At 64.0% G+C, this 24,414-nt stretch carries 24 protein-coding genes and 1 tRNA gene; 14 read left to right on the plus strand and 11 right to left on the minus strand.

Annotated elements, in window-relative coordinates:
• Window positions 1-49 precede the first annotated feature (49 nt).
• The 4 genes from CCA01S_RS03480 to CCA01S_RS03495 all read left to right on the plus strand — a co-directional run bounded on the left by CCA01S_RS03480 (window position 50) and on the right by CCA01S_RS03495 (window position 1,470).
• Window positions 50-125, plus strand: a tRNA-Ala gene (locus CCA01S_RS03480).
• A gap of 126 nt (window positions 126-251) precedes the next feature.
• Window positions 252-494 carry a hypothetical protein gene (locus CCA01S_RS03485; RefSeq protein ID WP_066454155.1) on the plus strand — a complete coding sequence of 81 codons (243 nt, stop codon included), beginning with the start codon at window positions 252-254 and terminating at the stop codon, window positions 492-494.
• 249 nt (window positions 495-743) lie between these two features.
• The gene (locus CCA01S_RS03490; protein ID WP_066454157.1) at window positions 744-1,133 is read left to right on the plus strand and encodes a type II toxin-antitoxin system RelE/ParE family toxin; all 390 of its coding nucleotides are present in this window, start codon (window positions 744-746) and stop codon (window positions 1,131-1,133) included.
• The gene (locus CCA01S_RS03495; protein WP_066454159.1) at window positions 1,114-1,470 is read left to right on the plus strand and encodes an XRE family transcriptional regulator; all 357 of its coding nucleotides are present in this window, start codon (window positions 1,114-1,116) and stop codon (window positions 1,468-1,470) included. The genes CCA01S_RS03490 and CCA01S_RS03495 overlap by 20 nt, the downstream gene beginning before the upstream one ends.
• 221 nt (window positions 1,471-1,691) lie before the next feature.
• Here the strand turns inward: CCA01S_RS03495 and CCA01S_RS03500 are convergent, their stop codons facing one another.
• The 3 genes from CCA01S_RS03500 to CCA01S_RS03510 form a co-directional block, all read right to left on the minus strand.
• Window positions 1,692-2,198 (minus strand): type II toxin-antitoxin system YhaV family toxin, encoded by a 507-nt coding sequence (locus tag CCA01S_RS03500; protein ID WP_066454167.1) that lies wholly within the window; start codon window positions 2,196-2,198, stop codon window positions 1,692-1,694.
• Window positions 2,195-2,524, minus strand: coding sequence for a type II toxin-antitoxin system PrlF family antitoxin (locus CCA01S_RS03505; RefSeq protein WP_066454170.1), 330 nt, complete (start codon window positions 2,522-2,524; stop codon window positions 2,195-2,197). The genes CCA01S_RS03500 and CCA01S_RS03505 overlap by 4 nt, the downstream gene beginning before the upstream one ends.
• A 257-nt stretch (window positions 2,525-2,781) precedes the next feature.
• The gene (locus CCA01S_RS03510) at window positions 2,782-4,866 is read right to left on the minus strand and encodes a hypothetical protein (RefSeq protein ID WP_066454173.1); all 2,085 of its coding nucleotides are present in this window, start codon (window positions 4,864-4,866) and stop codon (window positions 2,782-2,784) included.
• 320 nt (window positions 4,867-5,186) lie between these two features.
• On the opposite strand from CCA01S_RS03510, the gene CCA01S_RS03515 reads away from it, so the two are divergent.
• The 3 genes from CCA01S_RS03515 to CCA01S_RS03525 are packed head-to-tail and all read left to right on the plus strand — an operon-like array spanning window position 5,187 to window position 9,762.
• Window positions 5,187-7,139 carry a prkA protein gene (locus tag CCA01S_RS03515; RefSeq protein WP_066454176.1) on the plus strand — a complete coding sequence of 651 codons (1,953 nt, stop codon included), beginning with the start codon at window positions 5,187-5,189 and terminating at the stop codon, window positions 7,137-7,139.
• Window positions 7,140-7,172: 33 nt separating this feature from the next.
• Window positions 7,173-8,369 (plus strand): DUF444 family protein, encoded by a 1,197-nt coding sequence (locus CCA01S_RS03520; protein ID WP_066454179.1) that lies wholly within the window; start codon window positions 7,173-7,175, stop codon window positions 8,367-8,369.
• A 1-nt stretch (window position 8,370) separates the two neighbouring features.
• Window positions 8,371-9,762 carry a SpoVR family protein gene (locus tag CCA01S_RS03525; protein WP_232304963.1) on the plus strand — a complete coding sequence of 464 codons (1,392 nt, stop codon included), beginning with the start codon at window positions 8,371-8,373 and terminating at the stop codon, window positions 9,760-9,762.
• A 66-nt stretch (window positions 9,763-9,828) separates the two neighbouring features.
• Here CCA01S_RS03525 and CCA01S_RS03530 read toward each other — a convergent pair whose 3' ends face one another.
• Window positions 9,829-10,260 (minus strand): PAS domain-containing protein, encoded by a 432-nt coding sequence (locus CCA01S_RS03530; RefSeq protein ID WP_066454182.1) that lies wholly within the window; start codon window positions 10,258-10,260, stop codon window positions 9,829-9,831.
• Window positions 10,261-10,537: 277 nt separating this feature from the next.
• Here CCA01S_RS03530 and CCA01S_RS16185 point away from each other — a divergent pair, with 277 nt between their 5' ends.
• The 3 genes from CCA01S_RS16185 to CCA01S_RS03545 all read left to right on the plus strand — a co-directional run bounded on the left by CCA01S_RS16185 (window position 10,538) and on the right by CCA01S_RS03545 (window position 15,169).
• Window positions 10,538-12,586: a methyl-accepting chemotaxis protein gene (locus CCA01S_RS16185; RefSeq protein ID WP_066454185.1), complete on the plus strand. Its 2,049-nt coding sequence runs from the start codon at window positions 10,538-10,540 to the stop codon at window positions 12,584-12,586.
• Window positions 12,587-12,700: 114 nt separating this feature from the next.
• Window positions 12,701-14,182, plus strand: coding sequence for a methyl-accepting chemotaxis protein (locus tag CCA01S_RS03540; protein WP_066454190.1), 1,482 nt, complete (start codon window positions 12,701-12,703; stop codon window positions 14,180-14,182).
• A 63-nt stretch (window positions 14,183-14,245) separates the two neighbouring features.
• A complete protein-coding gene (locus CCA01S_RS03545; protein WP_084386438.1) occupies window positions 14,246-15,169 on the plus strand; it encodes a PIG-L family deacetylase in 924 nt (307 codons plus the stop codon).
• A gap of 74 nt (window positions 15,170-15,243) precedes the next feature.
• Here the strand turns inward: CCA01S_RS03545 and trmD are convergent, their stop codons facing one another.
• From trmD to CCA01S_RS03580, 7 genes are all read right to left on the minus strand, one after another.
• On the minus strand, window positions 15,244-16,038 hold the full coding sequence (gene trmD, locus CCA01S_RS03550; protein WP_066454195.1) for a tRNA (guanosine(37)-N1)-methyltransferase TrmD: 795 nt from the start codon (window positions 16,036-16,038) through the stop codon (window positions 15,244-15,246).
• A gap of 8 nt (window positions 16,039-16,046) precedes the next feature.
• The gene (gene rimM / locus CCA01S_RS03555) at window positions 16,047-16,694 is read right to left on the minus strand and encodes a ribosome maturation factor RimM (RefSeq protein ID WP_439951496.1); all 648 of its coding nucleotides are present in this window, start codon (window positions 16,692-16,694) and stop codon (window positions 16,047-16,049) included.
• Between the two features lie 5 nt (window positions 16,695-16,699).
• Window positions 16,700-16,960 (minus strand): 30S ribosomal protein S16, encoded by a 261-nt coding sequence (rpsP, locus tag CCA01S_RS03560; protein ID WP_066454200.1) that lies wholly within the window; start codon window positions 16,958-16,960, stop codon window positions 16,700-16,702.
• Between the two features lie 131 nt (window positions 16,961-17,091).
• A complete protein-coding gene (locus CCA01S_RS03565) occupies window positions 17,092-17,346 on the minus strand; it encodes a sulfurtransferase TusA family protein (protein ID WP_066454203.1) in 255 nt (84 codons plus the stop codon).
• Complete coding sequence (gene alaS / locus CCA01S_RS03570; RefSeq protein ID WP_066454206.1) at window positions 17,346-19,970, minus strand: alanine--tRNA ligase; 2,625 nt, start codon at window positions 19,968-19,970, stop codon at window positions 17,346-17,348. The genes CCA01S_RS03565 and alaS overlap by 1 nt, the downstream gene beginning before the upstream one ends.
• Window positions 19,971-20,136: 166 nt before the next feature.
• Entirely contained in the window at window positions 20,137-20,565 is a 429-nt protein-coding gene (locus CCA01S_RS03575) for a hemerythrin domain-containing protein (protein WP_066454207.1), read from the minus strand.
• 178 nt (window positions 20,566-20,743) lie between these two features.
• Window positions 20,744-21,490 carry an RNA polymerase sigma factor FliA gene (locus tag CCA01S_RS03580; RefSeq protein WP_066454213.1) on the minus strand — a complete coding sequence of 249 codons (747 nt, stop codon included), beginning with the start codon at window positions 21,488-21,490 and terminating at the stop codon, window positions 20,744-20,746.
• A gap of 262 nt (window positions 21,491-21,752) precedes the next feature.
• Between CCA01S_RS03580 and CCA01S_RS03585 the strand changes: the two genes are divergently transcribed.
• The 4 genes from CCA01S_RS03585 (at window position 21,753) to fliT (ending at window position 24,413) form a co-directional block, all read left to right on the plus strand.
• The gene (locus tag CCA01S_RS03585; RefSeq protein ID WP_066454225.1) at window positions 21,753-22,160 is read left to right on the plus strand and encodes a flagellar protein FlaG; all 408 of its coding nucleotides are present in this window, start codon (window positions 21,753-21,755) and stop codon (window positions 22,158-22,160) included.
• An 88-nt stretch (window positions 22,161-22,248) separates the two neighbouring features.
• A complete protein-coding gene (gene fliD, locus CCA01S_RS03590; RefSeq protein ID WP_066454228.1) occupies window positions 22,249-23,619 on the plus strand; it encodes a flagellar filament capping protein FliD in 1,371 nt (456 codons plus the stop codon).
• A gap of 8 nt (window positions 23,620-23,627) precedes the next feature.
• A complete protein-coding gene (gene fliS / locus CCA01S_RS03595; RefSeq protein ID WP_066454230.1) occupies window positions 23,628-24,059 on the plus strand; it encodes a flagellar export chaperone FliS in 432 nt (143 codons plus the stop codon).
• Window positions 24,060-24,077: 18 nt separating this feature from the next.
• Window positions 24,078-24,413 carry a flagellar protein FliT gene (gene fliT, locus CCA01S_RS03600; RefSeq protein ID WP_084386439.1) on the plus strand — a complete coding sequence of 112 codons (336 nt, stop codon included), beginning with the start codon at window positions 24,078-24,080 and terminating at the stop codon, window positions 24,411-24,413.
• Window position 24,414 lies beyond the last annotated feature (1 nt).

The raw sequence follows: 24,414 nt of genomic DNA on the forward strand, positions 1-24,414 counted from the left end.
CTGGGGCCGCCGCACCAGACAAATTTCTATGCTAGAATTCTGTGCTTTCGGGGACATAGCTCAGCTGGGAGAGCGTCGCGTTCGCAATGCGAAGGTCGGGAGTTCGATCCTCCTTGTCTCCACCAAGAAAATCCAGCAAAAAAGCCCTTGGCACATACATGCCAAGGGCTTTTTTGCTATCACGGTCTTTTTGTCCAATTTTTGTCCAACTCACTATAACCAGTGAGTCAGCAACAAACAGGAGAAAAGACATGGCATCTATTCGCAAGCGCGGCGAATTCCAGTGGCAGGCACGCGTCATCAGAAAGGGCGAGAAGCTCATCAGCAAGACTTTCACGACAAGACAGGCAGCAGAAGATTGGGCGACCGCGGTAGAGGCTGAAGTCACCGCAGAAGACTTTGTGGATGTTCGCCCACTGTCAAAGTTCAAGCTTCGCGATCTTCTCGATGACATGCCGAGGGCAACCCCCTCCCGCAAAGAAAAGGCCGGGTAGCCGTCAATTTCCCGCGCGTGCGCTCGCCGATCGCTTGCTCCTCGATGGACGGCATCTGTGCATCCTGCTTGTCCTCTACCGGCACGCGCACATACATCGCGCAGCACAGTGGGCGCAATACGGTGCTCTTGGCGGAGTCGGTGATTTCAGCATCCATAAACAGCATCATTCCAGAGGCCGCAGTGGACAGCCAGAGCTAGAACGAAATATGGATTTGACCCCATATGACTTTGAATCCATAATACGCACATGGCTTGGATCGTTCTCTTTCATGACGCCTTTGACGCAGAGTTCAGCGACCTGAAAGAAGATCTGCAGGACGAGTTGCTGGCGCACGCACATTTGTTGGCGGAATTCGGGCCAAACCTGGGTCGACCCACGGTCGATACGCTCAAGGGGTCGCGCCACACCAACATGAAAGAGTTGCGCTTTTCCTGGAGCGGTCAGGTCTGGCGAGTGGCGTTTGCCTTCGACCCGCAGCGGCAAGCCATCTTGCTGGCAGGCGGTGACAAAGGCGGTGCGGATCAGCGCAGGTTTTACAAGCGCCTGATTCAGGTCGCTGATGAACGCTACGACGAACACGTGGGCGGCTTGGCCCAGCAGAGCAAGGAGAGCCATCATGGCAAGAAAACTCGATGACGTTATGGCCGCGCTGCCCAAAGCCCGCCAGCAGCGGGTAGAAGCACGCGCCATGGAGCTCGCCACCCTCAAAGACCTGCGCCAGGCCGTGCAGCAGACGCAGGAACAACTGGCCGCCACCTTGGGCGTGCGTCAGGACACCATTTCTCGTCTGGAAAAGCGCAGTGACATGCTGCTCTCGACGCTGCGTCACTACATTGAAAGCATGGGCGGCAAGCTCGAGCTGGTAGCGCAGTTCCCAAACCGTCCCCCTGTAGTGATAGAGCATCTGGGTGTGGATGCCACTCCTGAGCACAAGCCCGCTGGCGCTGGGCGCAGGGCCCAAGCGGCGATTTAAAGCCACGATTGCGGATACGTTTCCGGCAAAACGCGGACGTAGCTTCATATTCGGATTTGCTACCAATACCCAAAATCCCAACCCTTATCGGTTGGGATTTTTTTGCTCGAAACGCCAGTGCTGGCGCGGATTCGGGCATTTGCCCCCCCGTATCGAGGGCAGCAGACTGTCTGACCGGGAGATCGAACGGCCGCTGTCGAATCTCGCCATCAAGAAAAGTGTTACGGTGCAATGCCCGCAGCGAACTGCTGCAGGCGCTGGCCTTCGGCTCGCGCTTCGACCAGCAACTGGTTCCAGTCGTCTGGAGGATGGCCGCTTTCCAGCATCTTGCGAAACATCCGGTAGGCGTCGCCGCTGCTCTCGTAGGCACGCTTGGTGTCCTCATCATTGACCCATGCAAACACGACTACCTTGCTGGGCGCGTGGTAGCGGAAGAACAACCAGTACTGTTGGAAGAACTTCGCCCGAAACCAGTGCTTATGCTCGTCGCCCAAGGTGTTGCCTTGCCGGTACTCCTGCCGTGCCGGGTCTTGCGGGATGACGTCAAAAGCCAGCTTGGCGATTGCCGCCAGCCGCTTGCTGGCGTTCTTCTTTACATACCCGACCGGATCTTTCTGCTTGAAAGCTTCGACTTGCCGCGCCAGCGCTTCAATCTGCGCGAGGAACAGCGGATGAGCGAAAACCGTCCAGCCATGAATGACCAAAGGCGCGGGCTTGCTCACGCTCATTCACCGTCTGCTGGCAGGGCGGCATCGAGATCGACTTCGATGTCGCCGGTCAAGGATTGGAGACGACGCACGAAGGTGGCGTCGATGGCCTGCAGGCGCTCCGGGTGACTGGCGATGTCACGTGCCAGGAAGCCCAAGAACTGACCAAGCACCGGGTCATCAACTTCGGCGGCATCGGCGCGTGTCAGCACAACTTCGCCGCTGGAGCGGATGATGTAATGGATCTTGTCGCGCTTGCCGAGGCGAAGAGCGCGACGCACGGTTTCCGGCACCGTGGTCTGATAGCGGTCGGTCAGGGTGGATTCGACTTCAAAGATGGCTGACATGGCGCGCTCCGGTTAAGGATGGAGGATGCTTTGCATGATAATGCAATTTCCTTATCGTTCCAATGCAAATGCATTGTCTTGAATTACCCAAAAATCACCTAACGCTTCAGTCGGCTTTTTTCGCCCGCCACTTTCGGCCCAGCCCCGCCAGGGCGCAAGCACATGGCAGCCCCGGGGCAAATCCACCTGGCCGACGTAGCTGCGGATTTCGTTCGCGAAAGCCTGGGCCGGCGTATCAAGGGCCCGCCCAGTCCCGATCAGCTGTCCAAGGCCCGGATGGCGTGGTCAACGACCGTCTTCATGCGATCTCCAGAAAGCTGGTTATTAGCCAGCATCAACACCCGGGTCGTGTCCTGCGGAGCAATCTTTTTCTCGAATGCCGCCAGCAAGGGGCGCTGATCTTTGTTGGCGGCAGCCCGGTACAGTTCGATCCCGAGATCGACATAGCCATTGCGAAATGCGGCGGCAGCCGCGTTTTGGGCAATCATCCGGTCGGAGCCCCCGCTATACTGCACGCCCTGCCCCTTGTCCAGCGTCTGGCCGATCTGGAACATCTCACGAATCAGGGGCTCGGCCTTGGCCTGGCTGGTGGCGATCGCAGGAATTTTCAACAGCTGCGCGTCCAGGCGAAGCTTGCCCAGATCGTCGTCGGCCAAGTGCTGCTTCTGGGCGTATTCTTTGGCGGCATCCGCATCGCCATGAGCAACCAGACCATCCAAAATCAGGCCGTAGAAGAGTCGCTTCTGTGCCGGGTTTCCCGCCCAGGCCGCAATCAGCTTGTCGATGTCGTCCATGCGCCCGGCCTGGGCCATTTCGGGAATCACAACGGTGTACGTGTTGTACAGGCCATATTGCCGACTGATGGTGTTGGCGATGTCCAGCGTCTGTTCCGCATTCATCGTTTGCCCCGCCGCCTTCATCAGCAAGGCTCCATAGGCATCCGAAGACAGATTGCCGGCCTGGATCAGGTGGGCGGCCCCGGCATAGTCACCTTGCGCGATCAGGACGACCGCACCGGGGGCGGCAATGCTGGGGTAGTCTGGACTGTTCTCTGGCTGGCCCAGCATGCGGGCGCCATACGCCTGCCCTTTTTTCAAGGCTGCCGTCGCCAGCTGTGGCTCACCCAGCTTTTGGTGGATCAAGGCCAGCAGCGCATAGTCCCGATCAAGGCCGATCAGCCCCACAGTCTGGTTGCTGCGCCTGACGGTAGGTGCCATGTTGTCGATCTGGCCCTCGAACGCCTGGGTGGCCGACTGATAAGCGGGTTTCACATCAGCCGACACGGCAGACAGGTAATCGTGAAGCGTGGTGTTCTCATTGAACGGCAAGCGGGTCGTGATGCCCGGCTGAAACAGGCCCAACCGGGTCGCCAGCGCGTTGATCCCCTGGTTCAGAGCCACGGCCAGGACGTCCTGGTTGGCGGTGGCTCCCATGATCTTCAAGCCGGAATCGATATCGCCACTGGCCATGATGGCTGCGGCAAGCTGCTGCTGCGTGGATGGATCGGCCCGGTAATGCAGCGTATCGGTGAAATCACGATATTTTTCCAAAGCCTTTGCGCTGTTGCCCGCGTTGGCGTAGCCCAGGGCCAGGTTCAGCGTCACCGAAGCTGTCGCGTTCTTGCCGTATTGTCCCGACTGCAAGCCCTTTTCCAGCTGGGCCATGACTTCTGGCCAGGCTGCCTGCAGCCCAGGGGTGGCCAGGATGCTCAGCAGCGAATTGACCTGCTGCTCGTCCGCGCCAGGATAAATGGCCATGAACGCATTGACCGCCGCCTTGACGTCGTCCGGGCGCTGGCATTGTCCGGCCGCCAACCCCAGCTGAATGACCTCTTTGGCGTAGGCGGGCTTGTTGATCTTCATGCCCTCCAGCGCTTTGTCGGCCGCGGCAAAGCCCTGAGAGCAGATTTGCTCAGCCGCCTGCTGCGCACTGCCCGAAGCGGCGGCCCCGCCCCGCGCTTGCGTCGGGCCGGATGGATGATGTGAAAAGGGCCGCAGGCAGGCCGAGGTGGGGCTGGCATAGCACGGAGCACGCTCCGCCATGGCATCGCGCAGCTTGGTCAGGCCTGCCACCGAGATGCCGTCCACGCTCTGGCCCGCCGCCAGCGCCTTGCCCGTTGCCGAGTCGGCATAGTCTTTGGTGATGGCCTGCACGTCGGTGACCATCTGCTGATAGGCGGCCAGCTGCTTTTGCGGGTCGAGGTCGGTTTTTTCCTGCTGCAAAGATGCCGCGATTTTCTGCAGTGATTTCTGGGCAGCCTGTTGTGGATCGCTGCAGGCTGACAAGGTGAGCAGCAGGCCACCGGCCAGCAGACTCATTTTGGTGGTGAATGACACGTCCATTGCGTTCTCCTGGTGATGGAGCAACTTTGGAGTTTCCTGGCAAGACGACTGATGAAACCGTCAGGCAGCGGTTGCGGGCGCGTACCAGCTTTCCACGGCCGGATACCTATGTTTCAAACATGGATATTTGCAATTTCAGTGTCCTTTTTGATTCCTGACTTTGTCCTGAACGACAGGAACAACTTCAGCCGTCAAAAGATGGTCAGCGAGGTTGGACATTTCGCCGCCAAGCGACTACCGTTAAGACAGCGACTGACGTAGACCGGTTCGCAGCCAGCCTGTCTGTCGGCAGCTCGCTCAAAGCACGTCGGGAGAAAGCCGTGGCCGATCACAATCAAAACACAGAGCGGCAACGCTCGGAGTTCGTCGAGTCGCTGGTCGATTATTCACGCAAGCAACAGGCACAGCGCTGGGAAGGCAGTTTCAACGATTACCTGCGCGACGTCGTCGCCAGCAATCCCGCCCGAGCCGCCCGCTCGAGCCACCAGTACATCTGGGACATGATCTGCTGGCGCGGGCTCGAAGTGCAAAAGCAGGCCGACGCGCCCACCCGCTACAAGCTCTTCGAAGACGAACTCTTCGGCATCGACCAGGCGCTCGAACGCGTTGCCAACTACTTCAAGGCGGCCAGCGAGGGCTCCGAAGTCGGGCGGCGCCTGTTGCTGCTGCTGGGCCCCCCGTCGGGCGGCAAGTCCAGCCTGGTGACGCTGCTCAAGCGCGGGCTGGAAGCCTACAGCCGTACCGACGAAGGCGCGCTGTACGCCATCCAGGAAAGCCCCATCCAGGAATCGCCCCTGCTGCTCATCCCGCACGGCAAGCAGGCCGAATTCCAGGACTTCTACGGCGTCAAGCTCAATGGCGAGCTCTCCCCCTTCACGCGCACCCTGCTGGACGAAAAGTACGGCGGCGACTTCACCCGCGTACCCGTGCACCGCATCTTCATCGACGAGGCCGACCGCCGCGCCGTGGGCACCTATGCGCCGCACGACCCCACCACGGCCGACATCGCCGACCTCGTGGGTTCGGTCGATCTCTCGCGGGTGGCCGAATACGGCGACGAGGGCGACCCGCGCGCCTGGTCGTGGTCGGGGGCGGTCTACGCGGGCAACCGCGGCCTGCTCGAGATGATCGAAATCCTGAAGGTGAAGCGCGAATTTCTCTACCTGCTGCTCACCCTCACGCAAGAACAGGTGGTCAAGGTCTCGCGTTTTCCGCTCATCTACATCGACGAGACCATCGTGGCGCACACCAATATGGCCGAATTTCGCCGCTTCCTGCAGGAAAAGGAAAACGAGGCCCTGCTCGACCGCATGGTGATCGTGCAAGTGCCCTATACGCTGTGCTACACCGACGAAGCCCGCATCTACCACAAGCTCACGTCGGCCACGCCGTCCTTTCGCCAGGTACACCTCGATCCGCACGCGCTGCAGGTGGCTGCCGTCTTCGCCATCCTCACACGGCTCAAGCCGTCCGAGCGGCCCGACCTCGACCTCAGCAAAAAGCTGCGCATCCACGCCCACGAGGCCGTCGAGGGCATCTCCGACACCGAAGCCGAACGCATCATCCGCGAACAACCCGACGAAGGCATGGACGGCGTCTCGCCGCGCTTCATCGTCAACGCCCTGGCCGGGGCCATCAGCCAGTCCGAAAGCAAGAGCCTCACCGCCATGGAGGTCATGCTGGCGCTGAAAGACGCCATCGAGCTCGACGCCCGCATGGACGCCAAAGTGAAGAAGCAATGGACCGACTTCCTCGTCACCACGCGCAAAGAGTTCTACAACCGCTGGGTCAAGGAAGACGTGCACAAGGCCCTGTTCGTCTCGTTTCAGGACGAGGCACAAGAGCTGCTCGACAAATACCTCGACGAAGTCGAGGCCGTGCTCGAAAACCGCAAGGTCGAAGACCCCATCACCGGCGAAGAACACGACGCCGACGAGCGCTTCCTGCGCAGCGTCGAGACCAAGATCAGCATTTCCGACTCCGGCAAGACGTCCTTCCGCCAGGAGATCGTGCGCAAGGCACTCAACGCCTACAAGCGCGGCACCAAGTTCACGCTGGCCGAACACGGGCGCCTGCGCGAAGCCATCGAACAATACCTGTTCGAAGAACGCCGCGACGTGCTGCGCCTGGTCACGTCCAGCGCCCGCGCCGACTCCGAGACCCTGAAGAAAATCTCGGCGGTGGAAGAACGGCTGGTCAACGATTACGGCTACGACGCCCACAGCGCGCACGAAGCGCTCAACTACGTCACGACGCTGCTGGCGCAAGAGTAGCCGAGAGTAGCCATTACCTGCGAGGTCGCCATCATGACCAAGCCAGCCAAACGGCCTTTGTCCAACCTGGCCCAGGCGCACCACTGGTACGACCTGTTCTCGCGCGGGGCGCGCGACTGGCTCAGGCACAACGAGAAAGTGCGCGAGGCCGTGCGCGAGCAGCTGCCCGACATGATCGCCGGGGCGGACATCCTCAGCCGCCCGTCCAGCCACACGGTGCGAGTGCCGGTACGTTTTCTTGAACACTACCGCTTCCGCCTGAACACGCCGGACGAGGCCGCCGGCGTGGGCCAGGGCGGCGGCCAGCCGGGCGACGAATACCAGCAAGGTCAGGGCCAGCCCGGCGAAGGCGGCCAGGCCGGTGCGGGCGGCAACGGCGGCGGCGAACTGCGCTTCCTGCTCGAACTCAAGATCGAGGACATCGTTGACTGGATCTGGGAAGAGCTGCACCTGCCCGATCTCAAGCCGCGCACCAGCGACGCCCTCAAGGACGAAGACCTGGTGCGCGAGGGCTGGAGCCACCACGGCCCCATTTCGCGCCTGGATCGCCGCCTCACCCTGAAAGAAGCCATCAAGCGGCGCCACGCCCAGGCCGAAGACGCCGCCCCATTCTCCGACGAAGACCTGCGCTTTCGCCAGCTGGCGCGGCGCCAGCGCCCCGCTACCGACGCCGTGGTGGCGCTGGTGCTGGACGTCTCGGGCTCGATGGACGAAGAGCGGCGCAAGCTGGCCAAGTCGTTCTTCTTCTGGGTGGTGCAAGGCCTGCGGCGCCAGTACGGCAGCGCACTGGAAATCGTCTTCATCGCGCATACCGACCAGGCGTGGGAAATCACCGAAGAACAGTTCTTCCAGGTGACCGCCACTGGCGGCACCACCGCCTCCAGCGCCTTCAAGCTGGCGCTGGACGTGTTCGCCAAGCGCTATCCCACGCGGCGCTACAACCACTACCTGTTCTACGCCTCGGACGGCGAAAACTTCCCCGAAGACCGCAACCAGGCCGACAAACTCTTGTGCCAGCTGGGCGACATCGTCAACTTCATGGGCTTCGTCGAGACGCCGCAAAACCCGAACGAAGCGGGGCTCTCCGAAACGGGCCGCCTGTTTCATGCGCTGGCCGCGCGCAACTACCCGGTCGGCACCTACACCATGCACGAACGCGGCGACGTCTGGAACGCCGTGCGCCGCTTCTTCCAGCACGAGGCCAGCGCGGCCCTGCGCCAGGAGGCCTGACATGCAAGCCGCTCATACCCAGGGCATGGAGCAGCTGACACGCTATATGCCCAAGATCGAGGCACTGGCCGCGCGCAACAAGCTGGACTATGATCCGGTCGATTTCGAGCTGGTGCCCAACACCTTCATGATGGAGGTGGCCGTCTACGGCCTGCCGATCCGCATGCCGCACTGGTCGTTCGGCGTGCGCTACATCCACCAGCAGGTGCAGCACCGTATGGGCGGCTCGCACATCTTCGAGGTGGTGTTTCCCGGCAACCCCAACCGCGCCTACCTGGTCACCGACAACGGCCTGGCGCAAAACACCCTGGTGACGGCCCACGTCCTGGGTCATGCCGATTTTTCCAAGAACAACGCCCTGTTCGCCCGCATGCAGCAGCAGGTGGGCTACCACATCGTCGCCGAGGCGGCGGAACGGGCGCGCAACATCCAGGCGGCCATCGAAGAGCACGGCCAGCAGCGCGTCGAGGCCGTGCTGGACGCCGCGCTGGCGCTGGAACAACACATCGACATCAATCAGCCGATTCACCGGCCCGATTATCCGACCCACATCCTGCCCAAGTCCGGCCCCAAGCCCTCGGGCTTTCGCTCGCGCTACGCCGCGCTGCCCGGCGAGCAGGCGCCCCCCATCCGGCGGCGCACGCGCGCGCCCATTCCGCCCTACCCGGAATCCGACCTGCTGTGGTTCATCGCGCGCTACGCACCCGACATGGACGGCTGGGAGCGCGACATCTTCCTGGCCGTGCGCGAAGAGTCGTTCTATTTCTACCCGGTCTTTGCCTGCCAGATCATGAACGAGGGCTGGGCCAGCTACTGGCACGCGCGACTGCTGCGCGAGGCCGATTTCCTGCCCAACGACCTCTACCTGGACGCCATCAAGTCGCACTCGGACGTGATCCGCCCCTACGCGCAGGGCAAAGAACTCTCGCTGTCGCTCAACCCCTACCACGTCGGCTTCACGATGTGGGAAGACATCATCGAGCGCCACGGTCTGGAAGCGGCCCTGCGCATCCGCAGCGAAGAAGATGACTTCAGCTTCATCCGCAACCACCTGGACGAAGCCCTGGCCGAGAAGCTGCAGCTGCTCAGCTACCGCGTACGCGACGACCCCGCGACGGGCACGCGCATCCGCATCGAAAACGCCGACATCAAGACGCTGCGCGAACAGCTGATCGCGCCGAAATTCAATTTCGCCGCACCGCGCATCCAGGCCGTCAGCCTGAGCAACGACGGCAGCCTCGCCCTGCGCCACGACCACGCGTCGGACGGGCGCGGCCTGGATCTGGAACGCGCCCAGAAAGTGCTGGAATACCTGGGGCGGGTCTGGCGGCGCCCCCTGGCCCTGGAGACCATCGACGCACAGGGCAAACCCAAGACGCTGAGCACGCGCTAAGCGGGCCAGACAGGCCACGGGCCAGCGCCGCACCCCGGTGCGCGCCCCGCCCAGCCTCTTCAGACATCAAACCTGAGCGGATGCGCCACCCTGCGCGGCCTTGCGCGCCGCGCGCTCGCGCTCGGTGCGCTCGGTGACGTCCCGGGCCATGGCGACGGCACCCACGGCTTCACCCGCGGAATCGCACACCAGGGCGAAAGTCATTTCCACATAGAGCTTGCGCCCGTCCTTGTGCAGGCCGCGCGTCAGCGTGGGGCGCCCCCCCAGCTTCAGGCGGCCGCGCTCCATGGCGGCCTCGAACCCCGCCCAATGGGCCGCGCGCAGGTGCTCGGGGATGATGAGATCCAGGTTTTGCCCCAGTGCCTCGCTGGCTGGGAAACCGAACAAGGCAGTGGCCGCCGCGTTCCAGCGCTGGATGTCGCCTGCCCGGTCGGCATAGATGAGCGCATCGGTGGTCTGCTCGATGATCCATTCAGCCAGCTGGGGGGATTCATGCATGGTCGGGGCTCCGAAAGAAGAAAGGGACGCCGACACAGCCCCTGCGCGACGCTGGCCGACACTCCCTCTCTTTATACCGCCGCCCTCCCGGTACACCAAATCGCTGTGTCTCCCCACCCACGCGCGGCGCGCCACGCAGCGAATGCGACAAAGGGATGCCGCTGATTCTTGATGTAAGACAAATCGGGCGTTTGCCGCTACCCGTACGATGACGGCAGCAAGCCCCATCCGGGCATGCGCCTTTCGTCAAGCAAACGCCACCCTGATCAGGATGACAATGTCGCCCGCTCCCAATCGCATCGATACCTATCTCAACCGCCTGCGCCTCTGGCAGAAATTCGCCGTCCTGGCCCTGTTCGGGGTCGTGCTGGTCGCCGCGCCCTCCATCCTCTATCTGCACGAATCGGGCAAAGTCATCGACGCAACCCGGCTCGAAACGCAAGGCCTGCGGCCGCTGCATGACACACTCACGTTGCTGCAGCTGAGTCAACAGCACCGCGGCCTGTCGGCACTGGCGCTCAATGGCGACGCCAGCGCGCGCGCCGCGCGCCAGAGCAAGCAGCGCGAGGTTGATCAGGCCCTCGACACGCTGAACCAGTCGCTGCAGCAAGTCAAACACAACCCGATGCTCGATGCGGTTTGGCAGGTTGTGCGCAACAACTGGCAGTACCTCAAGGGCGGTATCGACCAAGGCCAGATCTCGAGTGCGGAGAGCTACGCGGCCCATACACAACTCAACGCCGACCTGCTGCAGCTGAAGTCGCTGCTCATGCAGGATTACGGCCTGAGCTTCGATCCCGATGCCCAAGGCTATTACCTCATCACGGCGGCGCTGGACGAAGCCCCTCGTCTGACCGAGCTGTTCGGCCAGACGCGCGGGTTTGGCGTCGGTCTGCTGGCCCAACACCAGGCCTCGCCCGAGCAGCGCATCGAGCTGCGTGTGCTGATGGATCGCGCGCAAGAGCACTACCAAGCCCTGAGCAACGCACTGGCCAACGCAGGCCGACTGAACCCCAGCCTGGGCGATACGCTCAAACCCAGCAGCCAGGCGGCGCTCGACAGCGCCAGGCAGGCGATCGCCCTGGCTCAGGCACAGATCATCCGCGCCAGCACGCTGCAATTTCCCGCCAACGACTACATGCGGCAGTTCACGAGTGCCATCGACGCGCAATTCCAGCTGAACGAGGCCGTGCTCGTGCAGCTGCAGGCCCTGCTCACCAGCCGCGCCGACGCGCTCGTCGCCAGTCGCTACCTGCTGGGCGGGCTCATCGTCCTGCTCAGCCTCATCGCCGCCTATGTCAACTGGCGCATCACGCGGGCCCTGCTGCGCCAGCTGGGCGGTGAACCCGCCTACGCCGCCTCGATCCTGAACCGCATCTCGGAGGGTGATCTGGCCGTCCCCATCACCCTGCAAACGGGAGACCAATCCAGCCTGCTCTTTGCCATGCAGGACATGCGCGACCACCTGGCAGCCATCGTCGGCAACGTGCGCCACGGGGCCGATTCCATCGCCAGCGCCTCGGCGCAGATATCGGCGGGCAACCTCGATCTGTCCTCGCGCACCGAACAGCAGGCCAGTTCGCTCACTGAGACCGCCGCCACCACCGAACAGATCACATCCACCGTGCGCCAGAACGCCGAGAACGCCCAGCAGGCCAACACGCTGGCCGCGGCGGCGGCGCAGTCGGCCACCGAAGGCGGGGCCATCGTGCACCAGCTGGTGGCCACCATGCGGGACATCAACAGCCGCTCGGCCCAGGTGACTGAAATCATCAGCGTGATCGACAGCATCGCCTTCCAGACCAACATCCTGGCACTCAACGCGGCGGTCGAGGCGGCCCGCGCGGGCGAACAGGGCCGCGGCTTCGCCGTGGTGGCCGCGGAGGTGCGCGGGCTCGCCCAGCGCAGTGCGGCGGCCGCCAAAGAAATCAAGGGCCTCATCGACACCTCGGTGCAGGCAACCGCCCTGGGCAACCAGCAGGCCGCCCAGGCGGGCAGCACCATGGAGCAGATCGTCGCCGACGTTCAGCGCGTCACCCACATCATGGGAGACATCAGCGCGGCCAGCCGCGAGCAGACCACCGGCATCGAAGAGATCAACGTCGCCGTCACTCAGATGGACGACGTCACGCGCCAGAACGCCAGCCTGGTGGAAGAATCCGTGGCCGCCGCCGCCAGCCTGAAAGACCAGGCCGAGCACCTGGCGCGGCTGATGGCTTTCTTCCATCTGGGCGGGCTGGACGAGCCCCACGCGGCCGACGACGCAGTCCGCGCACCCGCCACCAGGGCCACGGCGCGGCTGGCCCTCAGCGCCGAGGCCGTGTGACAAAATCGCAACGGATTCAAGCGTCGATCACGGGCGAAACACCAGGGGTTGATACAGGGTTTACCCTTAAATTCTATAATTTTTAAAAATCAAACAGACGTTTGATTGAAGTCCATGGATCCGCCCGGTTCCATGGACTTCATCGCATCCACGCCCCGACCCTCCCCGCACGACGACATGAATCAACCGCACCCAGAGTCTTTTTCCATCAACCGCAGCGCCCATCATGCCGACCGGGTCATGCTGCCGCTACTGTGGGTGCTGTTCGCCACGTCGCTGGGCCTGGCCCCCTGGCACGATACCTGGACGCTGGCCCTGCTGGTCGGCCTGCCACTGGCCCTCGTGCCCACCGCCCTCATCCTGTGGCTGCCGGGACACAAGGCCACCCGCGTCACCGTGGCCGTCGTCTTCATGCTGTTCTGCGCTCTGCAAATTCATCAGTCCATGGGCACCATCGAGCTGCACTTCGGCATCTTCGTACTGCTGGCCGTCCTGCTGTGCTACCGCGACTGGTCGGTGATCCTGATCGCCGCTGCGGTGGTCGCGCTGCACCACCTCAGCTTCAACACCCTGCAGACGCTGGGCTACCCGACTTACTGCTTCACGCAGCCCGGCCTGGGCCGCGTCCTGGCGCACGCCGCCTACGTGGTGGTGGAAGCCGGATTCCTGTGCTACATCGCCCACTGGATGCGCAAGGACGCCCGCCAGGCCGACGAACTGACCCAGATGGTGAGCCAGCTGATGGACGCCGGGCAGATCCGCCTCGCGCTGTCTGAACAGGCGCCCGCCAGCCCGGCTGCCACAGTACTCTATCAGGTGCTGCAGGCCATCGCCGCCGCAGTCGCCAATGTGCAGGCCCAGGCGCTGTCCATCGACCAGGCGCTGGGGCGCCTGCGCGACGGCAACGAAACCGTCAGCCAGGGTGCCGACCACCAGGCCGACGCCATCGCCCAGGCGGTCGAATCCATCCGCGCACTCACCGACTCATTGAGCGCTGACCGCGAACGCACCGAAAGCGCCGAGCAGGCCGTGCTGCAGACCACGGTTCTGGCCCAGGAAGGCAGCCGCATCATGCGCCAGTCCGTGGACAGCATGCACGCCATGGAAACACTCTCCCGACAGATCGAGGACATCACCACGCTCATCGACGGTATCGCGTTCCAGACCAACATCCTGGCGCTCAACGCCTCGGTGGAAGCCGCCCGCGCGGGCGTGCACGGCAGAGGCTTTGCCGTCGTAGCGGGCGAGGTGCGCACGCTGGCCCAACGCAGTGCCGAGGCCTCGCAGCAGATTCGCAAGCTGATCAGTTCCAGCAGCCAGCAGGTCGGCGAAGGCACGGCGCTCATCGAGCGCAGCGGCGGCATCATGCAGCAGCTTGCCGAAGGCGTTCAGGGGCTGTCGCACACGCTGTCGCAATTTCTCCAGGCCAACCGCGACCAGGGCGAACAGATTCTGGAGCTGGAACAATCGATGTCCCAGGTGCAGACCATCGCCCAAGACAATCTGCGCGAGGCGCAGGACGCCGAAGAGCAGGTGCAACAGCTGGGCCTGGGCGCCCGGCGGCTAAGGCTGGCCGTGGGCCGGATGGCAGTATGAACGCAACGATGTAAACGCGCGTATCCAATCGGTTCTAGAATAGCGGCCTCAAAGGTCGCTTTCATGACACCCACGTCCCTCCATTTGTCGATTCGCCGCCTCGCGCTCTGGGGGCTGGCCTGCCTGTTGCTGGCCGCGGGCGCGCCAGCCTCGGCGACGGCCCACTGCGCGGCGGGCACGGTGCTGGCCTTCGTGGCCCACGCGGACGACGACCTGCTGTTCATGAACCCGGATCAGCAGGCCAGCATCGCGCGCGACCAATGCCTGCACACGGTGTACCTGACGGCGGGCGATCGGGGCGAAGGCCTGCCGTACACACGGGCGCGCGAACGCGGCCTCATGGCCGCCTACGCCGAGATGGCGGGCGCGGCCAACCGCTGGACGACCGACAGCCTGGACGTCGCGGGCCACCACCTGGTGCGCCATACCTTGCGGGCCCACCCCGAGGTGCAGCTCATCATGCTGCGCATCCCCGACCCCTGGCTGGGCCGCGGCTGGGGCAGCCTCACGCCGCTCAGCCGCCTGGAATCCGTCGCCGGAACCCAGGTGCGGGCCTACGCGCCCTACCCCGAGCACTACACACGCGCAGCATTGGTGGATCTGCTGGCGGGCCTCATCCGCGCGCAGCAGCCCAGCGTCATACGTCTGATGGACGCCTCGATCGCGATTCCGTATACCCAGCTGTGCTGGCGCTGCGTCGGCCACGATCACCCAGACCATATCGCCAGCGCCCGCCTGGTCATCGACGCCATGCGCCAGGCGCCGGGCCCGTACCGCGCCCAGGCCTACCTGGGCTACCCCAGCCAGGAACGCCCGGCCAATCTGCGCGCCACGCAAAAGGCGCTGAAAACGGGCACGTTCTTGCACTACATGGCCAACGACCCGCGCTACTGTCGGCCCCAGGCACCCTGCTCGCGGCCCAAAGGGCCCGAAGCCGCCTGGGTCTGGCGCCAGTACCCCATCCCGGCAAGCAAGCCGCCCCGCTGAAGCGGCTGTGGCTGCGGCCGCGAGACAGCGGCAAGTCAAAGGGGTTTGTTTAAAGGGGTTTGTTTAAAGCTTGCTTAAAGGGGCTTGTCCTGGCCGGGCGGCTGACACACCGTCAGCACGGCCAGGTCTTTGCGGCTCAGTTCGCCCGCCTGCCGGGCTTTTTCGAGCAGGTCGGGGCGGCGCTGCGCCGTCAGCTGCAGCGAGCGCGCGCGACGCCATTCGGCGATGCGCGCGTGATGGCCCGATAAAAGGGTGTCGGGCACGGGCAGGTCGCGCCAGACCTCCGGACGCGTGTAGTGCGGACTGTCCAGCAAGCCGTTGAGCGCGGGATTGAAGGAATCCTGCACCGCCGACTGGGCATCGTGCAGCACGCCGGGCAGCAGGCGCACGACGCTGTCGATAAGCACCATGGCACCCAGCTCCCCCCCCGACAGGACAAAGTCGCCCAGGGAGACTTCGAGATCGACGTACTGGTCGATGAGGCGCTGATCCACCCCTTCGTAGCGGCCGCAGATGAAAATGGCCCCGCTGCCCTGGGCCCAGACCTGGGCCCGCGCCTGATCGTGGGTTTGTCCCGCGGGCGACAGCAGCACCACGGGCGCCGCGTGCGCATCGGGGTCGGCACGCGCGGCCAGGCGCGCCTGGCGCACGGCCTCGATGGCCTGGGCCAGCGGCTCGGCCATCATCACCATGCCCGGCCCGCCACCAAAGGGGCGGTCGTCCACGGTGCGATGCACGTCGGTGGTGAAATCGCGCGGGTTCCAGGTGTGCAGCGCCCAAAGGCCCCGCTGATGCGCACGCCCGGTGACGCCGTGGTCGCACAGCGCCGCGAACATTTCGGGAAACAGGGTGATCAGATCAAAGCGCATGCCGCGACTCAAAAATCGGCGGGCCAGTCGCTCTCGATGCGCCGCCCGGCGATGTCCACGTGCTGGACGTGGGCGGCGACGAATGGCACCAGCACCTGCAGCGGACGCCCCTTGGCATCCGCTTGCGCCTGCCACTGGCCCGCCGTATCGAGCTGCCCGCGCACCACCTGCAAGAGGGCATGCGCGCCGTTGTCCAGCACCTGGTCGACCCGCCCCAGCAGCGTCAGAGCGCCAGCCTGCGACAGGCCGTAGAAGTCGCAGCCGATCAGATCGACCCAGTAGTATTCATCGGCTTCGGCGGCGGGAAACGCCGTCCGCGGCACCCAGACCGTCTGGCCGCGCAGCGCCTCGGCCGCATCGCGATCGGCCAACCCTTCGGCCTGCACCACCAGAAACTGGCCGCCCTGGTGGCGGCAGCTGCGGATGGTCAGGGCGCGCGGGTTTTCGTGCGCACGCGACAAAGCGCCCGGATCCAATGATGAATCGGGCGCCTTGAGCCACCAGGTCGGCGCATTGAACAGGGCATCCGCCTGCGGCGAATAGGCCTGCACCTTGAGCTCGCCGCGCACGCCGTGTGCTGCCGTCACGCGCCCGACCTCGACCAGATCGTCAGGGACGAGCGGGCCGGAAGACGCGTGGCTGACCATGCTCGGCATGCCGCTTAAGCAGCGGCCGCGACCTTGGCGGAGTATTCCTTGACCAGACGATCGACCGTGCCCGACAGCTGTGCGCCGTTGGACACCCAGTGCTGCACGCGATCGAGCGCAATGCGCAGGCCTTCCTGGCCTTCACCGGCCACCGGGTTATAGAAACCCACACGCTCGATGAAGCGACCATCGCGGCGATTGCGCGAATCAGCAGCAACGACATTGTAGAAGGGACGCTTCTTCGAGCCGCCGCGGGCCAGACGAATCACAACCATTGATAATCCTTTGATAAATCGGTGTAAAACACGAAATTCTAGCACCTCGCATCCAGACTTCGCAATGGCTTGTCTGGATACACCTGGCGCCAGGCCATGAAAAACAACAGAACAGCGCTTCGAGCCGGGCCTCAAGAGGCCGGACGCCGCTGTACGTAGTGCACCGTCACGCCATCGTCGCGCGCATGCTGGGCCAGCAGAGGGTTGCCCGTCTGCTGGCAAAACGCCTGGAAATCGCGCCCGGCATGGGCGTCGGTGGTCAGCACGGCCAGCACCTGGCCGCCCTCGAGACGCGCCAGGGCTTTTTTGGTGCGCAAGATGGGCAGGGGGCAGTTCAGCCCCCGCGCATCGACCTCTTGGTCGGCCTGCGGCAGGGCGTCGGCCATCAGGCCGCCCCCAGCCGCGCGCGCAGCCAGGCCGCCACCCCCGCCACCGCGCCATCGAGCGCGGCGACGTCCGAGCCGCCGCCCATGGCCATGTCGGGGCGCCCGCCGCCCTTGCCGCCCACCTGGGCCGCCACGGCGCCCACCAGATCGCCCGCCTTGACGCGCGAGGTGAGTTCGGCGCTGACCCCGGCCACCAGGCTGATTTTGTCGTCGGTGACGGCCGCCAGCAGGATGACCGCGTTGGAGAGCTTGGACTTCAGTTGATCCATCATGCCGCGCAGCGCCTTGGGATCGACCCCATTGAGGCGCGTGGCCAGCAGCTTGACGCCCGCCACATCGACCGCCTGCCCCGCCAGGTCGGAACCGGCCGCCGCGGCCAGCTTGTCTTGCAGGCGCGCGAGCTCGTGTTCGGTGTGGCGCGCCTGCTGCTGCAAGGCCTGGATGCGGTCGGGCACGTTTTCCGTCTGCGTCTTGAGCAGGCCCGCCGCCGCGTGCAGCACCCCCTGGGTATGTTGCACCCAGGCCAGCGCATTGCGCCCGGTGATAGCCTCGACACGGCGGATGCCGGCGGCCACGCCGCCCTCGGAGACGATCTTGAACAGGCCGATGTCGCCCGTGCGCGCCACGTGGGTGCCGCCGCACAGCTCGCGCGAAAAGCCGATGTCGAGCACACGCACGACGTCGCCGTATTTTTCGCCAAACAAGGCCATCGCCCCGCCCGCGACCGCCTCGTCGTAGCTGAGATGCTGCGTACGCACCGCCTGGTTGGCCAGCACTTCGTCATTGACGATGGCCTCGACCCGCGCGATCTGCTCGGGCGTCATGGGCGCGTCGTGGGCGAAGTCGAAGCGGGTTTTTTCGGGATCGACCAGCGAGCCGCGCTGCTGCACGTGTTCGCCCAGCACCTGGCGCAAAGCCTTGTGCATCAGGTGCGTAGCCGAGTGGTTGCGCATGGTGTCGGCGCGGCGCTGTTCATCGACCTGTGTACCGACGACGTCACCCACGGAGAGCGTGCCTTCGAGCAGGCTGCCATGGTGCCCGAAGACCGTGCTTTGAATCTTTTGCGTGTCGGCCACCTGGAAGCGCGCCGCGGCGTTGCTGATGAGGCCAGTGTCGCCCACCTGGCCGCCCGACTCGGCATAGAACGGCGTGGCGTCGAGTACGACGACGGCATCCTGGCCCTGTGCGATCGAGGGCACGGCCGTGCCATCGACGTAGAGCGCCGTGATGCTGGCCTGCCCCTGCAGGTGTTCGTAGCCGTCGAAGCGCGTGGCCACTCCGTCGTAGGACAGGCCGGCGGCCGCCTTGAACTTGCCTGCGGCGCGGGCCTGCTCGCGCTGATGCGCCATGGCGTGTTCAAAGCCGTCGAGATCGACCGCGATCTTGCGCTCGCGGCAGATGTCGGCGGTGAGGTCGACCGGGAAGCCGTAGGTGTCGTACAGGGTGAACAGCGTCTGGCCATCCAGCGCCTGCCCCACGGGCAGTTCGGCCAGGGCCGCCTCGAGGATGCGCATGCCGTTTTCGAGGGTTTCGCCAAAGCGCTCTTCTTCCTGGCGCAGCACCTGCTCGACGCGCGCCTGCTGGGCGGCGAGTTCGGGATAGGCCGCCCCCATCTGGGCAACCAGATCGGCCACCAGACGATAGAAGAACACCCCTTTCTGGCCCAGCTTGTGACCATGGCGCAGAGCGCGGCGGATGATGCGGCGCAGCACGTAGCCGCGCCCCTCGTTGCCGGGAATGACGCCGTCGACCACCAGGAAGCTGCAGGCGCGGATGTGATCGGCGATGACCTTGAGCGAATTGTCGCCAAGGTCGGTTGCACCGGTCTCGCGCGCCGCCGCGCGGATGAGGTTCTGAAAGAGGTCGATCTCGTAGTTGGAATGCACGTGCTGCAGGACGGCGGCAATGCGTTCCAGCCCCATGCCGGTATCGACACAGGGCTTGGGCAAGGGGTTCATGTTGCCCTGGGCGTCGCGCTCGAACTGCATGAACACGAGGTTCCAGATTTCGATGTAGCGATCGCCGTCTTCTTCGGGCGAACCCGGAGGGCCGCCCCAGATGTCGGGGCCGTGATCGTAGAAAATTTCCGAACAGGGGCCGCAGGGGCCGGTGTCGGCCATCTGCCAGAAATTGTCGGACGCGTAGCGCGCGCCCTTGTTGTCGCCGATGCGGATGATGCGCTCGACCGGCACCCCCACCTGCTTGGCCCAGATGTCGTAGGCCTCGTCGTCTTCCTGGTAGACGGTCACCCACAGTTTTTCCTTGGGCAGACCGTAAATTTCGGTGAGCAGCGTCCAGGCGTAGCGGATGGCGTCTTGCTTGAAGTAGTCGCCGAAGCTGAAATTGCCCAGCATCTCGAAGAACGTATGGTGCCGGGCCGTGTAGCCCACGTTTTCGAGGTCGTTGTGCTTGCCCCCGGCGCGCACGCAGCGCTGCGCCGTCGTGGCCCGATGGTAAGGCCGGGTGTCCTTGCCGGTGAAGACGTCTTTGAACTGCACCATCCCCGCGTTGGTGAACAGCAGGGTGGGATCGTTGCCCGGCACCAGTGGCGACGACGGCACGATCTGATGCCCTTTGGATTCAAAAAAGGACAGGAACTTCTGACGGATTTCGGAGGTTTTCATTCGTTTGACCGCAAGGGGAAACCAGCCCGCCATTATAAATGGCTTTTGCACCAGCGCTTGGGCGGTCGTTGCCGCACTGCTGCCGCACCGCCGCCCCGCGTTACCAATGGCTGTGCCCCACCACCCGCCGACCCGGCCACTGCGCCGGGCCGCGTGCCACCGCGCATCAGGCGTAGGCGGGTTCGTGCATGGCTTCGATGGCGGGATAGAACTCGTGATTTTCACGCACCATCCGGGTATGTACGCTTTTCAGCACCGTATTGGCGTCGGCGCGAAAGCCATCGGGGTCTTTGGTGAGCAGCGTGGCGTTGCTCCAGCGGCGGGCGAAGTTGATGAAGGACGTGGCGATGCCCTGCATGTCGTCCTGGTAGGCGCGACTCATGCGTGCCATGTGGTCGTCGCCGCTGCGCTCGAGCGACGGATACAGGATGCGGTCTTCGATGGCCAGGTGCTGGGTGACCACCTGCGCCAACGCCTTCAGCTCGTGGGCGATATCGACCGCGTAATCGGCGACCCCCTGGTGAGTCAGCTTGCGCAGCGTGGCAATGCCGCTGAGGATTTCAACGTGATGATTCTTGAAGCGATCGATATTCATGGTGAGTTTCCCTCGTCGAACGGCCCGGCTGTTTCAGCCGGATAAGATGCATATTAAATGAATCTTTTAAAGCCGACAACAAAATAATCAGTGAAAACCCTAAGCAATTGATATTCAAGTGCTTATATTGTCCAATCACGGCAAGCAACACGCGCTGTCAAGCCGTCGCAGGGGCTGGTCACAGCAGATTTTCGTAATTTTCCTGGCCTGCCTCGGGTTCCCAGGAGTGGCTGGCAAGCCAGGCCCGGATGCGCGCCACGGCCTGCGAGCGCAATTGCGACACCCTCCCTTCCGTCACCTGCAGGACGGCGGCGATTTCCTTTTGATTGAGGTCTTGCTCGAACTGCAGGGACAGCAGCAGCTGTTCGCGTTCGGGCAGGTTTTCGATGGCCTGCACCAGCACCCGACGCAAGCCATCGCGCATCAGCCAGTCGAGCGGATTGCCCTCGCCGCCCGCCGCGTCGAGCAGCGCGCCGCCGTCCAGACCCTCGCGGTGCTGCACCAGGTCCTCGACCATCAGCACCTGCACGCCATGGGCTTCTTCGAGCAATGTCTGGTATTCGGCCAGCCCGACCCCCATTTCCTGCGCGATCTCGGTCTCGGTGGGCGGGCGCAGCAGCTGGTGGTGCAGCGCCTGCACGGCCTGTTCGATGCTGCGCGCCTTGGTGCGCACGCTGCGCGGCAGCCAGTCCTGGCCGCGCAGCTCGTCGAGCATGGCGCCCCGGATGCGCGTGATGGCATAGGTTTCAAACTGGGCCTCGGGTTGCTCTTGGTAGCGGCGCACGGCATCGAGCAGGCCGATCATGCCGGCCTGCATGAGGTCGTCGAGCTCGACGCTGGCGGGCAGGCGGCCAATGAGGCCCAGCGCCTGACGGCGCACGAGCGGTGCATACTGAGCGATCAGCTGGCCCTCGGACGGAAACATCAGACAACCCGTGACGAACGATTCAAAGCAGCAGTATGCACCAGCTCGCCTGCCCGCGTCCCGCGAAGAAGACCGGCTTTCACCTGGGTTTTCACGGGCTTTCCCACCTGGACGAAAGCCGCGAACAAGCCCCCAAACAAGCCCTAAACTTTTGTCCAGACCTGCCGTTACAGGTGCAGGAGCATTTCAGACGAATGGCTCGACGCGTCTGTTCCAGCCATTCTTTTCAGGACACAGCAACGAATTCCGCAAAGGAACGCACATGATCAACCCCATCGGCAACCAGCTCACCCCCGCCAATCTGGGGTTGAATCCCGCGGCTTCCGACTACCCCGCCGTCCGGGCCCCGGCGGCCCAGCAGGTCGCGCCCCCCGGCGACACCCAATCCAGCCTGTTTCAGGACGCCAGCCAGGACAACTCGCTGCTGAAGCAGCAGCCCGAGCCCCCGAAGTCATCACTGGAAAAGGCGCTCGACGCGGTCAACGACAGCCTCAAGGCCTGGTCCACCGGCATGCGCTTTGACATGGATGAAGACGCCCACCAGCTGGTGGTGTCCATCGTCGACAGCGAAACGGGCAAAGTGCTGCGCAAGATCCCCTCCGAGGCCATGCTGCGCATCGCCCGGATGATCGCCCAGTTCCAGGGCACCGGCGTCGATACCCAGGCCTGAAAAACCAAACAGTAATTGAATCGAGCCACACTCACCGGTTTTGCCGCAAGCGATTCCAGATCATAATGGCTCAAACGGAGTACACACCATGGCAACAGTCTCTTCGCTCGGCCTTTCGGGCCTGCCCCTCACCGATCTGCTCACCAACCTGCAGAACAACGAAAGCCAGTCGCTGGTACTGATCAAGAACCGCCAGACCGACGCCCAGAACAAGCTCTCGGCCTACGGCAAGCTCAAAGACGCCATTTCCGCCTTCCAGAAAACCGCCGACGCCGTGGTCAAACCCGAAGCCTTCGGCGCGATGGCCGCCACCACGGGGTCGGACGCCTTCTCCGTCACGACCACCCCCCAGGCCATCGCCGGGCAGTACTCCGTCAACGTCAATCAGCTCGCCACTTCGCAAACCCTGGTGTATGCCGGGCAAACCGACCGCACCACCAGCATCGGCACAGGCGGCACGCTGTCGGTCACGCTGGCAAACGGCGAAACCAAAACACTGGATCTAGGCGACGACACGTCGCTCAATGGCCTGGCCAAGGCCATCAATGCCGATAAAGACATTGGCATCAACGCCACCATCGTCAACGACGGCAGCGGCACGCCCTATCGCCTGCTGCTCACCGGCCGCGAAACCGGGGCCGACAACGCCGCGACGTCCATTTCCGTGACGGGCAACGACGACCTCAACACGTTCCTGCAATACAACGGCAGCGACACCGCCACGGTCACCCAGGGCCAGGCGGCGCAAGACGCCGAACTCACCATCAACGGCATCGCCATCCACAGCGGCAGCAACGTCATCGACAACGTCATCGACGGCGTGAAACTGACGCTGAACAAGACCACCACCGAGGCTACCAGCCTCAACCTCACGCAAGACAACACGGCTGCCAAGAAGGCCGTCAGCGATTTCGTCAAGGCCTACAACAGCCTGCTGGACACCATCGACGCGCAAACCAAGTACGACACCACCAGCCAGACCTCGCAACCGCTCACGGGCGATTCCGTCACCCGCTCGGTGCAAACCAGCATGCGCGACGCAATCTCCGGGGCCTTCGACCCCACACAGGGCCTCAACCTCAGCCAGGCCGGCATCACCACCGACCCCAAGACGGGTCGGCTCTCGGTGGACGACGCCAAGCTGGACAAGGCCCTGAGCGACAACCCCGACGCGGTCAAGTCCCTGTTCTCGGGCGACCTGGGCGCAGGCAAGCGGGTCAGCCAGGCCGCCGACTCCTTCATCAAGTTCGACGGCAAGCTCACCAACGCCACCGACGGCCTGAACAAGACCATCGCCGACATCAAGAAACAATACGATCAAGAATCCGATCGCATCGACCAGCGCATGGAAACCTACCGGGCGCAATTCACCCAGCTTGACACCATGGTGTCGCAAATGAATTCGCTCACCAGCTATCTGTCGCAGCAGTTCAGCGCCCTGAGCGCCAGCAAGGGCTGAAACACGCCATGACCTACGTACCTCGCTCCCGCACGGCGCGGGCCACCGGCTCTTATGCCACCATCGGCCTCGAAACCGAGGTGCTCAGCGCCTCGCCCGAGCGCCTCATCTCGCTGCTGTTTCGCGGGGCGCTGACGGCGCTGTCCCAGGCACGTTACCATCTGGAAAGCGGCAACATCGCCGAACGCGGCAAGGCCTTGTCCAAGGCGATCGACATCATCGACTCCGGCCTGAAGGCCGGCGTCGATACCGAACGCGGCGGCGACGTCGCGAAACTGCTGATCGCCTCATACGAAGTCATCACCCGCGACCTGATGCTGGCCAACCTGCACAACGACGCGGACAAGCTGGCGGCGGCCACCAAGCAGCTCGGCGACCTGGCCGACGCCTGGTACACCGCAGTCGATCCCCAATTCAAGACCCCTTCTGCAAACCACTAATCCATAGGGGTACAGCCATTGAGCGCGCCACCTGATACTCTCCTGCAGCACTACCAGGCGATCGCTGACATCTCGTCGCGCATGCGCGCCTTGGCCCAGTCTCAGCGTTGGGACGAACTCGTCGAGCTGGGCACGCACTACCACCAGGCCGTCGAACGGCTGCAAAAAATGGCGCCACTCGACGACGAGCAAAAAGCCGCACGACGCGACCTGCTCGCGCGCATCCTCGACGACGACGCCCACATCCGTCAGCTGGTCGCCCCCGAGCTCGACCGGCTGAGCCACCTGCTGGGCACGATCAAGCGCCAACGCACCGTCCTGGAAACCTACTACAGTACCGTCCGGCCCCGGTAAG

This window comes from Castellaniella caeni NBRC 101664, from assembly GCF_001592225.1.
Classification (GTDB): Bacteria; Pseudomonadota; Gammaproteobacteria; order Burkholderiales; family Burkholderiaceae_B; genus Castellaniella; species Castellaniella caeni.